At 44.4% G+C, this 14,169-nt stretch carries 3 protein-coding genes; all 3 read left to right on the top strand.

Features of this window, described 5'->3' with window-relative positions; translation table 11 throughout:
* Positions 1-337: 337 nt before the first annotated feature.
* The 3 genes from D0A34_10995 to D0A34_10985 all read left to right on the top strand — a co-directional run bounded on the left by D0A34_10995 (position 338) and on the right by D0A34_10985 (position 14,027).
* The gene (locus tag D0A34_10995) at positions 338-6,835 is read left to right on the top strand and encodes a PAS domain S-box protein (protein UNU19325.1); all 6,498 of its coding nucleotides are present in this window, start codon (positions 338-340) and stop codon (positions 6,833-6,835) included.
* A gap of 266 nt (positions 6,836-7,101) precedes the next feature.
* Positions 7,102-8,307 carry a hybrid sensor histidine kinase/response regulator gene (locus D0A34_10990; protein UNU22246.1) on the top strand — a complete coding sequence of 402 codons (1,206 nt, stop codon included), beginning with the start codon at positions 7,102-7,104 and terminating at the stop codon, positions 8,305-8,307.
* 683 nt (positions 8,308-8,990) lie between these two features.
* Complete coding sequence (locus tag D0A34_10985) at positions 8,991-14,027, top strand: PAS domain S-box protein (GenBank protein UNU19324.1); 5,037 nt, start codon at positions 8,991-8,993, stop codon at positions 14,025-14,027.
* Positions 14,028-14,169 lie beyond the last annotated feature (142 nt).

Here is a 14,169-nt window from a genome sequence, read left to right as displayed (position 1 = left end):
TACAGGAGTCCTGAGTCGGCAAAAATTTTAGACTAAGGTTCAACCTCCCCGATTCATTTGTAGAGTAAATCTAAAATCTAAAATCGACTGACCGGGGCGCTCGCCCAAAAAAACACCACACGAAGCACCTTAGTTTTTTTGTGAAACCGAGCTCCTAAAAACCCTAAAATGCCTCTAATTGCGTGGATATACTTAGAGCAAAAAAACAGTCCCATAGCGTGGATTGTAATTATTGAACCACAGAGTTTTTAACTCCCAGTGGCGGGATTTCGGGCGATAGAATTATTTATATGCTATAATAGTTAGCTCGACTGCCTTATGACAAAGAACAAGGTATATGATATCAGTTTTGAGCCCAGCCGCAAAGCGAAACGGCTTTAAAGTTCTTCTAGTCGAAGATAATCAAGCCGAAGCCGATCTTATCGAAGAATTATTATTAGAAACAAATGTCAGCCGAGGCGAGCGTCAAAGTCTCTCAGTAAGCTGTACAGACCGTCTGAGCAAAGCGCAGCAACTTTTGGTCGGTGAACATTTTGATGTGATTTTACTAGACCTTTCGCTGCCCGACAGCCAAGACTTAAGTACAATTGTCAAAATACAAGAATACAGCCTAAATACTCCGATTGTCGTACTGACTGCCCGCAACGATGAAGAGCTTGCCGTGCAGTCAATTCAAGCCGGAGCTCAGGATTATCTAGTCAAGCGAAAAATCGACAGCGAAGTGTTAATTAGATCGCTTCGCTACGCAATCGAGCGACAGCACAACCAAGAAGCTTTACGAAAAAGCGAAGAAAAATATCGGTCGGTAGTCGAGAATTCTCTCGTCGGAATTGCCATTCTGGCTCCTCCTATTTCCCCCTCAGCCCCAGAAAAATGCGAGTGGTTGGAAGTGAACGATGCTTTGTGCGATTTGCTGGGATACGATCGCCAAGATTTTTTGCACGAGAATTGGGATAGGTGGGTTTTTCCTGAAGACGTGCAGCCTAGCTTAGAGCAGCTAAATAAAATTTTGGCAGCGGAGAGTGAAGGCTATGTTTTAGACCAAAGGTGGCGCCGAAAAGACGGAAAAACAGTTTATACTAGAGTTTCTCTGCGCTGTATTCGCGCCCTCGACGGCTCGATTGACCACCTGATTAAAGTAGTATTGGACGTGAGCGATCGCTACCGTTACGAAGCTCAATTAAAAGCATCAGAAGAGTTTTTAAATCACACAATAAATTCTACTCCTGACCCGATTTTTGTCAAAGATGAGCAGCACAGATGGATCGTATTAAACGATGCTTTTTGCAATTTGATAGGAAAAAGGCGATCGGAACTGATTGGCAAGTCAGGATACGATTTTTTTCCCCCAGCACAAGCCGCTTTTTTTTGGCAACAAGACGAGCAAGTATTGCAAAGAAGTCTTTCTCAGGAAACAGAAGAAAATTTTACCGATGGCGGCGGAAAAGAACGCATTATCTCTACCAAAAAAACAGTTTTTAACAACGGCGATGGTCGTAAAATGTTGGTCGGCACAATGCGAGATGTGACTGACTACAAACGGCAGCAAATTGCATTGCAGGAAAGCGAAGCTCGCTTTCAAATAATGACAGACAATGTGCCGGGAATGATTTATCAATATCGGCTTTATGCAAATGGTAAAACATCTTTTACTTACGTTTCTTCGGGCAGTTGGCAACTCTACAATTTAAAGCCAGAACAAATAGAAGAAAATGCTACGTTGGCTTTTGCAACAGTTCACCCTGACGACATGTCAGACTTGCAGCGCTCAATCGCAACTTCAGCGGCGACTCAGCAAGCTTGGCAACACCAGTGGCGACAAGTTATGGGAGATCGAGTGAAATGGCTGCAAGGGGCGTCCAAGCCAGAAAAGCAAGCCAACGGCGATATAGTTTGGGACGGTTTGGTGATGGATGTTACGGAATTGAAACAAACCCAGCAAGACCGCGATCGATTTTTTAATCTCTCGCTGGATTTACTTTGCATTGCAGGTTTTGATGGGTATTTCAAACGCTTAAACCCCGCTTGGTCAAATGTATTAGGTTATAGCAGGGATGAAATCTTAGCCAAACCTTTGATAGAATTCGTCCATCCCGAAGACCTAGAAATTACTGTAGCCGAATTAGAAAAACTTAAAAAAGGCCACCCCGTTATTAGCTTAGAAAACCGCTATCTTTGCCAAGATGGTACTTATAAATGGCTGTCGTGGACAGCATCGCCGTTTGCAGGAGAAGGTTTGATTTATGCAGTGGCTCGCGACGTTACATTTAGCAAGCAAGCTGAAGCTGAATTGCGTAAGAGCGAAGCCACCAACCGCGCTCTTTTAAATGCGATACCAGACATGATATTTCGCTGTCGGGCAGACGGCACTTTTGTAGACTTCAAGCCGGCCAAAGATTTCGAGAATATCCTACCACAACAATCACTAATTGGTAAAAAAGCACAAGACATATTGCCGGCTGCTTTTGCTGAAAAAATCTTGTCCGGCAATCAACAAGCGATCGACACTGGCGAGATTCAAGTCGTAGAATATCAAATGCCAGTTAATGGTGAACTGTACGATTTTGAAGCGAGAATGGTCTTCTGCACGGAGGACGAAATTATCGCTATCGTCCGCGATATCACTCAACGCAAACGCTCCGAGTCAGTCCTCCAGAGGCAAGCAGCAGCCATGGCCCAAGCTTCCGAAGGTATCGCCATATTCAGTGCCGACAAAGAGGTGATTTATTGCAACGCAGCCCGACTAAAAATCTACGGTTACGACTCTCTCGAAGAAATCTTAGGTAAAAGTTGGCAAACATTCTACCAAGGTGCAGAGCTGCAAAGGTTCGAGCAAGAAGTCCTGCCGACTTTAGTGCAGAAAGGTTCTTACAGCACCGAAGCAGTAGGATGCCGTCGCGACCGCTCGGAAGTCCCTATAGATGTCTCGCTGACAATGCTGCCCGACGGGGAAATCATTTGCATTGTTCGCGATATTTCCCAAAGAAAAAAAACAGAAGCAGCACTGCGAGAAAGCCAGCGGTTCGCTCAACAAATTGCTGGGGCAAGTCCTAATATGTTGTATGTTTATGACTTAATAGAACAAAAAAATATCTATGCGAACGCTTCTATATACCGCATTCTCGGCTATACAGTAGAGGAGATTCAGGCAATCGGGCCGTGGATGATGTCAACTTTAATGCACCCGGAAGATTCACTCAAAATACCTGATTATTTACAGCAAGTCGAAACTGGTGCGGAAGGGGATATCTTTGAAATTGAATACAGAATTAGGCACAAGGATGGTTTTTGGCGCTGGATTGTCAGCAGAGATACCGTATTTGCAAAAACAGCCGATGGTAAGTTAAAACAAATTCTCGGCACGGGAACTGATATTACAGAAAGCAAGCAAGCAGAAGATGAAATAAAGCTGTTGCTGGCAGCAAGTCAAGCCATTAGTCAGTCGGCAGATTTTCACAGCGCCCTCCCAGATATCCTGCGGTTGCTGTGCAATGCGATCGGCTGGAATTTTGCGGAAGCTTGGATACCGACTGCTAATGGTACTTTTTTGGAACACAGCGAAACTTGGTACGCTAGCGATCGCGATTTAGATACGTTCGGCCGCGAAAGTAGAAAAATTAGATTCGCCACCGGAGTGGCAGTACCTGGACGGATTTGGTCAACCAGAAATGTAGAATGGATTGAAGATATTTCTCTAGCTAAAAATCATCTTTTTGCCCGATCGCAAATGGCGGCATCAGTCGGATTGAAAGCTTGTTTCGGAGTGCCAATTCACGCTAGCTCAAAGGTGCTGGCAGTTTTAGTATTCTGCAAGCGCGAGCGCTCGATTATGGAACCGCGTATAGTAGAGTTGGTTAAGGCTGTAGCGACTCAGTTGGGCGATCATATTCAGCGCAAACAAGCCGAAGAAGAATTGCGTAAAAGTGAAGAACGCTGGCAGTTAGTTCTCAAAGGCAATCAAGACGGAATTTGGGATCTGAATCTTCAGACAAATGAAGCTTTTCGATCGGCCCGCTGGCAAGAAATTATCGGTTACACAGACGGCGAAATCGACAGCACCAACAGCGCATGGATCGATCGCATCCATCCAGACGATCGCTCACGAGTGCAAGCAGCGATCCAAGCTTATCTCGATCGCCAAACTCCCAATTACGCCGCCGAATACCGCTTGCAGTGCAAAGACGGTAGCTATAAGTGGGTGCTCGCCCGCGCTCAAGCAGTGTGGGACGAAGCCGGAAACCCTCTGCGGATGGTGGGTTCGATGACGGACATTAGCCATCGCAAAGCAGCAGAATTAGCTTTAGTGCAGGTCACTCAAGCCGTCGAAAGTACCAGCGATGCGATCGTGATCGCCGACTTGAAAGGGCGATCTATTTACCACAATCAAGCCTTCATTCAGCGCTACGGCTACACGGTGGAAGAACTCAATGATATTGGCGATATGGCAGCGCTTTACGTCCGGCATAAAAATTACAAACAAATCTATAAAAGCCTTCGTCAAGGTTGCTCTTGGTGTGGTGAAGTTGCGCTGCAAACTAAGAGCTGCGAAGCAGTAACTGCTCTGGTGCGAGCCGACAGTATTCAAGATATTAATGGAAATTCCATCGGTTTAATTGCAGTAATTACCGACATCACAAAACGCAAAGAATCAGAACTGATATTGCGCCAAAAATTAAAGCGCGAACAGTTAGCAGTAGCCATGCTGGAACGCATTAGATCTTCTCTAAATCTAGAAGAAATTCTTACCAAAAGTGTCGAAGAAGTGCGGCATTTTTTGCAAGTAGATCGCACTATTATTTACCAATTCAATCCGGAGGGGAGTGGATTTATCGCTGTCGAGTCGGTTGCCGAAAATTTCCTACCAATTGTAGGAATGGAAATTTATGACCCCTGTTTTGGGGAAGCCTACGTTACTCTTTACCGAGACGGCCGAATTAGAGCCATAGAAGATGTTTATAATGCTGGCCTGGCCGACTGCCACTTGGCTTTGTTGACTCGGCTCGATGTGAGAGCGAATCTGGTAGTGCCGATTTTGCAAGGCGAAAACTTGTGGGGGCTGTTAATTGCCCACCACTGCACGGGCCCGCGTCCCTGGCAGCAATTGGAGGGAGAGTGCCTAAAACAATTGGGGGTGCAGTTGGCGATCGCCATTCAGCAATCGATGCTATTTGAACAAGCACAAAGCGAAATTGCCGATCGCAAACTTGCAGAAGCCGCCCTGCAATTAGCTAAAGAAGCCGCCGAATCCGCCAGCCGCGCTAAAAGCGACTTTCTCGCCAACATGAGCCACGAATTGCGGACGCCTTTGAACGGGATTTTGGGATACATTCAACTGCTCAAAGTCGATAAAAACCTTACCCCAGATCAGCAGGAAAGTCTTAACAACATTCACCAGTGCGGCAATCACCTGCTGATGCTGATCAATGATGTTTTAGATCTCTCAAAAATCGAAGCTAGTAAAATGGAGCTGTCGCTGACAAACGTGCATTTTGCCAGTTTTGTTAAAAGTATTATTGATTTGTTCCAGATGCGCTCGGCTCAAAAAGGAATTGCCTTTAATTACGAGCAGGTGTCAGCGCTTCCCGACGGCATTTTGGCAGACGAAAAAAGGTTGCGTCAAGTTTTGATTAATTTGCTCAGCAATGCCGTTAAGTTTACGAACCGTGGCAGCGTTACATTCAAAGTGGGTTATGCAGAAAATTTCCCCGAGAATTATCCTCAAACCAACTGCGACACTTGTAATTTGACAGCGGAAATTGCCACTAAAACGATGATCCATTTGACCGCGAATTTAGACGCGCAGCAAATGTCGCTCCCGCCGCTGGAAACAAAAGAAGCGCGCGAGGTGATAACAGCAGACAATACCGACGATCGTGCCCCTACGCCTAAAATTCGCTTTCAAATCGAAGATACCGGCATTGGCATCGCGCAGAATAAATTAGAAGAAATATTTTTGCCTTTTCATCAAGTGGGCGATCATAACAATTTCGTCGAAGGTACTGGACTGGGACTTTCCATCAGCCAAAAATTAGTCAAAATGATGGGCAGCCAAATTCGCGTCCAAAGTACCCCCGGCAAAGGCAGCATATTTTGGTTGGATGTAGACTTGCCAGCAGTCGCCCAGTGTTCGGAACTCCCCTCCCGGCAACAAAAAAGGCGGCTTGTAGGTTTTATCGGCTCCCGGCGGAAAGTGCTAATAGTGGACGATCACGAAGTAAATCGCGCCATGTTGCACAGGCTGCTTTTTCATTTAGGCTTTGAAATTGCAGAAGCTACAGATGGCGAAGACTGCTTGCACAAAGCACAGGAATTTCTACCGGATATAATTTTAATGGATTTGCTGATGCCCGTAATGAACGGTTGGGAAGCTACCAGGCGGCTGCGACAGTTGCCGGAATTAAAAGATACGGTTATCCTGGCTTTGTCCGCTAACGTTTACGAGACTACCAAGCAAGAGAGTATACTTGCAGGTTGCGATAATTTTCTCACCAAGCCGATTCAAACTAACGAGCTTTTAGAATTATTGCGCCTGCATTTGAGACTAGAATGGGTTTACGAAGAAAGATCACCAACCAAAAAGCGGATAGATCAAACTGCAAAAGCATCTTCTGAGATTGCTGCTGCTGACTCAAGGATGGTGTCTCCTGCCTCAGAGTCAGTCTTGGCGTTATTAAGATTGGCTGCAATGGGGGATATTGAAGCTATTCTGGAAGAAACTGCTAAACTCGAACATTCGGACGCGACATTAGTGCCTTTCGTTCATCACCTGCGCCAACTTGCTAAAGGATTTCAGCTCAAGCAAATTCGAGATTTTTTGAAGCAACATTTGTCCTAAAATTGACGGTAGCTAACAGACAACTCAAAATCAGTTAAATCTCGCGCCCTGAGTACCCTTCTCAATCAGGGGCTCTGGCCTCCCGCGAAGCGACAACTTAATTTGCTTGGGCGGCCCTGACTCGCAGCGAGCTCCTCAAAGAGTGATTGGAAATAAAAGCATCTATGAAGCAACCGGATTTCTAGAGCCGCAGAAAATCACTTGAATCCGATTTAAACTCACAACCCACAACTAAAAAGTAAAACAATTGAATGTTTCCCTTGAATATGAACGATAAGAATTCCGAAAGAAGCATCATACTAATTGTCGATGATAACCAAACAAATCTTGACGTACTTTTCGAGTTGTTAAGGAATTACGGGTTTAAAGTATTAGTGGCTCTAGACGGCGAAAGTGCGATCGAGCAAATTGACTACATCCATCCAGACTTGATTCTTTTGGATATCATGATGCCAGGAATTGACGGTTTTGAAACTTGCCGACGTTTGAAAGGAGACCCGTCAACGCAAGATATTCCCATCATATTTATGAGCGCCCTTTCCGATACCCCTGATAAAGTAAGAGGCTTTCAGACAGGAGCCGTTGACTACATCACTAAGCCTTTCCAGCACGAAGAAGTTTTGAGCCGCATTCAAACCCACTTGACAATCCGCAGCTTGCAAAAAAAACTCGAAGAAAAAAACCTCGAACTTGCCCACCTCAACCAAAACCTGGAAAGACTTGTTGAACAAAAAACCAAGCAATTAATAAACCAGGAAAAAACAGCCATCATCGGACGTTTGACCCAGGGAATGGTTCACAACCTCAAAAGTCCCTTGCAAGTGATCCAAACTAGCGTCGATTTGATTGAAACAAAAGCCACACAAATTCAAGAAGACTCTCTGTTTAATTATACTAAGTATATATTTCAAGCTGTCACAAAAATCAATCAGATCATGGATACTCTGATGATGAAAAGCCGAAACGAGCAAAAGCAAGATTTGCACCCTGTGAATATCAACGATTTAGTGCAGCGAGAAATTCAGCTATTGGAAGGTAACCTGTATTTTAAAAATAAGATTAGAAAAAAATACTTTTATGACGAAGAGATTGCCAGTATTCCACTAATTTATTCTTATCTTTCTCAAGTATTTTATAATTTAATCAATAATGCAATGGATGCAATGTGGGAAAAGAAAAGCAGAGAAATAACTATCGTGACTCGGCAAGACGACTCGAACATATACATGGATATTGCAGATACGGGATGCGGCATATCATCTGAAGATTTGCCAAAACTTTTTGACCCTTTTTACACCTCCAAGCCGCCTAAAGGCGAGGAAAAAACCGAAGGGGAACCGACAGGAACTGGCCTAGGACTTTATACTTGTATTGAACTTTTAAAACCTTTTAATGGTGAAATTGCTATTAGCAGCAATGTCGGTCAAGGCAGCGTGTTTACAGTTGTGCTGCCAAAACCGCAGAAAAACTGAGCGACTCAACTGAGTTAAATTGTGTCCGGTTACACAACCGTAATTAAGTTGGTAATTAGGTTTGTAGCAAGGAATGCAAGTCTTGGTTCCTCGCTCAAGAGAGGACTTGCATTTCTCAATACAAATAGGCGCTAATTTCGGGCCATTAACCGAAGACAATTTCAGAGCGTATTTTGTAAATCAACGGTAATTCTCCTAGCTTAGTAGTAATACCATTTAAAAAAAATAATCCTACTTCAGGCAAGCTTTAAATGGCTATTTAAAATCTAAAGTTTCAAAGGCTATCAGCAATGCAAATCTTGATTACTCCGCGCTCTTTTGACTTGCCTCTTGCTATTCCCCTGCCAAAGGTTGTAAATTAAAACAGAGTTGAGTTGCAATATTGGTAAGAGTATGATAGTTTTGGGCCACTAGGTTTGGGGCGAGGCGGAAAACTTGCAGCGAACAACTCAATTCTACAAATAAATCTGCGGGGTATGCAAGCACACAGCGCAGTCTCAAGCGTGCGGTTAAAATTCCCCAATCATGAGCTAGGTAGCTGCATCCGCTGCTGAGATTTTATAATTACTAAAAAATAGCAAAAGGATAGCAGTAAAAAAAAATGCCACTGTAGGCAAGAACCAAAGTGCGATAGTCATCAGTCATTCCAACTCTCAAATCAAAAATATAAAATATAAAATGGTATGACATCTGTTTTTGAGTCAACTTTAACGCCTGCTGGTTTGAAAATTCTTTTAGTAGAAGACTGTGCAGAAGATGCAGAACTCATTCAAGAACTGCTGTCTGAACCCCAACTAGGACAATCAATTGATATGACCAATGTAGTTCGCCTCCGGGAAGCTATAGAAATTTTAAGCGACAAAATTTTTGATGTAATTTTATTAGATCTTTCACTTCCTGACAGCCCAAAATTTAATACTTTTTTCCGACTTCAAGATTGCGGTATAAATATTCCGATCGTCATTCTGACAGCCGCAGATGACGAAGAACTGGCTGTCGAGCTAATTGCCGCCGGCGCCCAAGATTATCTGGTGAAAAGACAGGTAGACAGTCGGCTGCTGGTGCGAACCCTCAGGTGCGCGATCGCCCGCCAGAAACGGCAAGCAGAATGGCAAAAAAGTCAAGAAAAATACCAGCAGGTTGTTGGCAATATCAAAGAAGTCGTTTTTGAAACAAATACTGCTGGCAATTGGACTTTTCTCAATCCAGCTTGGACGGAAATTACCGGATTTACCGTTGATGAAAGCTTAGGAACTTCCTGTTTGAGTTACATTCATTCTGAGGAGCAATACCACTATTTAAATTCGTTTAGAGGTCGGAAACCCAATCTAGACGCACCCTGTTGTTATCAAAGTCGATATGTTACCAAAAATGGCGAAATTCGGTGGGTGGAAGTGCAAGAATTTTTTATTGTGGGCTCGAACGGAGAGGCGCAGGGGACGACAGGAACTATCAATGATATTACAGATAAAATTTTAGCTTTTTCAGAAGTCGAAGCTAGTAAAAAGTTTTTGAATTATACGATCGATGCAGTTGCAGACCCACTTTTTGTCAAGGATGAACAGCACCGTTGGATACTGTTAAATGATGCTTTTTGCAAGCTGATCGGGAAGCAGCGCGAGGAACTGTTGGGCAAATCGGATTATGACTTTTTCCCAAAACAAGAAGCTGAGATTTTTTGGCATACTGACCAACAAGTGTTTAGGACGGGGAAAGAAAACGAGAGTGAGGAAATATTTACGGACGCCAACGGTGCAAAGCACATTGTGTCTACTAAAAAAACTGTCTTTGAAAATACCGATGGCAGTAAAATTCTCGTGGGGATAATTCGAGATATCACTGAGGATAGGCGCCAACAATTAGCCCAGCAAGAAAGCGAAGCTAGACTGCGGCAACTTGCTGCCAATTTGCCGGGAATAATTTATCAATTTCGCCTATCAACCGACGGTCAAAAAAGTTTTCCTTATATTTCTTCGGCTAGCCGCGATTTATATGAAGTGGAACCAGAAAATATTCAGCAGAATCCTCAACTACTTTTTAGTTTTATTCATCCAGATGACCGTCAAAAATTTGAAGAATCTATTGCTGTTTCTGCGGCAAATATGCAGCCATGGCAGCAGGAATGGCGCGCGATTGTACCGTCGGGAAAACTTAAGTGGATGCAAGGGGTTTCGAGACCGGAACGAGTCGAGGGTCCGACGGAAATAGGGCAGGAAGGGGATATAGTTTGGGAAGGCATGGTGCTGGATATTACTGATTTAAAAGAGGCAGAAGCAGCGTTGCGGGAGAGCGAAGCCAGATTTCGATCGCTCGTTGAGAATATTCCCGGCGCTATCTGCCGCAGCTTGTATGATGCTGAGCGGACGATGGTATTTATTAGCGATGAAATTGAGGTAATTAGTGGGTATCCTGCTGGGGATTTTATTCGCAACAACCGCTTGAGTTTTGGCAGCATTGTCCACCAGGCAGACAAGGAAATGGTCGATCGACAAATCAGCGCAGCAGTAGAGTCAAAACAGCCGTACAATCTAGAATACCGGATTGTTCGCGCTGACGGGGCGGTGCGGTGGATCTCGGAAAGAGGTAGGCCAACTTACAATCTAGAAGGGCTGGTTTTGTGGCTCGACAGAGCGATTTTTGACATTACCGATCGCAAACAAGCCGAACTGACTCTGTGCCTGGTAACTCAAGCTGTAGACAGCGCTAGTGATGCGATCGCGATCGCAGATTTGGACGGTTATTCCGTTTATCACAATCAAGCATTTATTCAGCGCTACGGCTATACAGTGGAGGACCTCAATAATGCCGGCGGCCCAGCAGTAATGTACCCCAAATCTCAAGATTTGAGAAAGTTATTTAGGGTGCTGCGGAAAGGTTTTTCCTGGGACAGTGAAATAGAAATTAAGAGTAAAAATGGCGATAGTAGAGAAGCTTTATTGCGAGCTAACTGCATTAAAGATAGCGCTAGTCAACCGATAGGAATGATAGCCATAATTGCCGACCTCACCGAAATAAAACGCACCGAATCGGCATTAAAACTCAGTCAAGAGCGATTGCAGTTGGCGGTTTCAGCCAGTTCTTTGGGGCTGTGGGATTGGAATATAGCTACTGGCGAAACTTATTTCGACTTTCATTGGAAATCAATGCTGGGTTACGCCGAAATAGAAATAGAAAACAACCTCAAAAGTTGGGAAACTTTGCTGCATCCCGAAGACCGAGGGAAGGTAATGGAAGCTTTAAACTCCTATTTGGAAGGTGGCACTGATATCTATGAAGTTGAATTTCGGATGCTCAACAAAGCGGCAAATTGGCAGTGGATTATGGCGATGGGTAAGGTAGTCGAGTACGATGAATGGGGCGGGCCGTTGCGGATGACAGGCACTCACAAAGATATCAGTGCCCGCGTTGCAGCAGAAGCGGAAAAAACGCAGTTGATCGCATCTCTACAACTACTTGCCGAACAGTTACAAGAAGCGCAAAAAATAGCCCGCATCGGCAATTGGGAATTCGATAGGGAGGCAGGAGTTATTACTTGGTCGGAAGAACTGTTTCGAGTTTACGGTCGAGAATTGAATCTGCCACCGACAATGGAAGAACTTTTCGAGCAAATTCATTCGGATGACAAAGAAAGGTTTGCAGAAGTTGTCCAAAAGGCAGTGACTGAAGGGACAGCTTACGACATCGACCACCGCATCTATTTTCCATCAGGAGAAATCAGGCACGTTAACGCTAAAGGACAATCTGTTAAAAATGAGTTTGGTCAGGTGGTGCGGCTGTTTGGCACGGCAATGGACATTACCCATCGCAAAAAAGCCGAAACTGCTTTGCAAGAAAGTGAACAGCGATTTCGAGCTGTATTTGAACAAGCAGCGATCGGCATTGTTAAAGTGTGGCCAGACGGTCAATTTTTGAATGCAAATCAAGGCTTTTGCAATATTGTCGGATACTCGGAATTGGAACTGAAAGCGCGAAATGTTGGGGATATTTCTCACCCCGAAGATGTAGCAGCCGATGTCGAGTCGCGCGACAGACTGTTAGCTGGGGAAATTTTTAATTATTCCCTTGAGAAACGCTTTATTCGCAAAGATGGTTCATTTGTTTGGACTAATATGACTGTATCTTTAGTGCGGGATGGGTTTGGGGAACCTAGCTATGTAATTGGGGTGATTGAAGATATTAGCGCTCGCAAACTTGCCGAGGCTATCTTGCGCCAGCAATTAAAGCGAGAACGCCTGGTCGTAGGAATGCTGGAACGCATTCGCTCTTCTCTCAATTTAGAAGAAATTTTGACAAAAACTGTTGCGGAAGTACGGCACTTTTTACAAACAGACCGGACAGTTATTTATCAGTTTAATCCCGATTGGAGCGGTTTTGTAAATGTCGAGTCGGTGGGCCAAGATTGGCTGGCTATTCAGGGAATAACTATTAACGATTCCTGCTTTGAAGACAGCTATGCTTCTGCTTACGAACACGGTCGTGCTGTAGCTGTCGATGATATTTACCAAGCTGATCTTTCCGAGTGCTACATTAATTTATTAAGTCAATTTCAGGTGCGAGCTAATTTGGTAGTGCCAGTTTTGCAAGGCGAGAAGTTGTGGGGGCTATTGATTGCTCACGAGTGCGCGGGTCCCCGCCACTGGCTGGAAATTGAGGTCGAGTGTCTCAAACAAATTAGCGTGCAGTTGGCGATCGCGATCCAGCAATCGATGCTGTTTGAGCAAGCACAAAGTGAAATTGCCGATCGCAAACAAGCCGAGTCAGCTTTGCAGGAATCGGAAGCGCGAGAACGTTCAAAAGCGCTAGAGTTAGAAGCAGCTATTAACAAACTCAGAACCACTCAAGCTCAGCTCGTTCAAAATGAAAAAATGGTGAGTTTGGGTCAGTTAGTTGCTGGTGTTGCTCACGAAATTAATAACCCCGTTAGCTTTATTCACGGCAATCTCAGTCCGGCTCGCAATTACACTTTAGATTTGCTGGAGTTGATTAAATTTTACCAGCATTACTGTCCTAATCCTCCAGCCCAAGTCTTGGATAAAATTAATGAAATAGACTTGGATTATATTGCTGAGGATTTCCCGAAATTGTTTAATTCGATGCAAGTAGGAACCGAGCGAATTGTCGAAATCGTGAAATCATTGCGTAACTTTTCCCGATTGGACGAGTCTGCTGGGAAGTCGGTTAACATTCACGAGGGAATGGACAGCACTTTGATGATTTTGCAAAATCGGTTAAAATCTCACAGCAGTCATCGGGAAATTCAGATTGTTAAAGATTACCAACTATTGCCACAAATTGAATGTTTTCCGGGCGAGTTGAATCAGGTATTTATGAATATTTTAATTAATGCGATCGATGCTTTGGAAGAACGAGACAAGCAGCGTCCGATCCAGGAGTGCGATCGACATCCCAGCACGATCGCTATTCGCACTTATCAGGCTGCTTCCGGCTTCGTAGCGGTATCCATTGCGGATAACGGGCGGGGGATACCGGAGTCAGTGCGATCGAGGCTGTTTGACCCGTTTTTCACGACTAAACCTGTGGGCAAGGGTACGGGTTTGGGATTGTCGATTTCTCACTCGATTATCGTCGATCGCCACGGCGGCAGATTGAGTTGTATTTCGACACCGGGTGAGGGAGCGGAGTTTTTGATTGAAATTCCCGTGCGGCCGAATGTAACTGGTAGGAATTCAAATTTGGGACAAGAAATTAGCAATTGGTAATTGGAAATTGGGAAGCGGAAATGAGTAATATCAAATACCGTAACATGGGAATTATACCCTGCCAGCGAGCATTATCCTTGCTCTGGGTCACTCGATAGCATCCCGCTGGCAGTGCACTCAGAAAATTATTATTCTGATGCAA

Source organism: Microcoleus vaginatus PCC 9802, from assembly GCA_022701275.1.
In the GTDB taxonomy this organism is placed as follows: Bacteria; Cyanobacteriota; Cyanobacteriia; order Cyanobacteriales; family Microcoleaceae; genus Microcoleus; species Microcoleus vaginatus_A.
This window is presented reverse-complemented; position numbering and strand designations above follow the sequence as displayed.

What these genes read in the sequence shown, in the direction of transcription:
- D0A34_10985 (UNU19324.1), top strand. Translation starts at nt 8,991, where the DNA reads ATGACATCTGTTTTTGAGTCAACTTTAACGCCTGCTGGTTTGAAAATT.
- D0A34_10990 (UNU22246.1), top strand. Translation starts at nt 7,102, where the DNA reads ATGAACGATAAGAATTCCGAAAGAAGCATCATACTAATTGTCGATGAT.
- D0A34_10995 (UNU19325.1), top strand. Translation starts at nt 338, where the DNA reads ATGATATCAGTTTTGAGCCCAGCCGCAAAGCGAAACGGCTTTAAAGTT.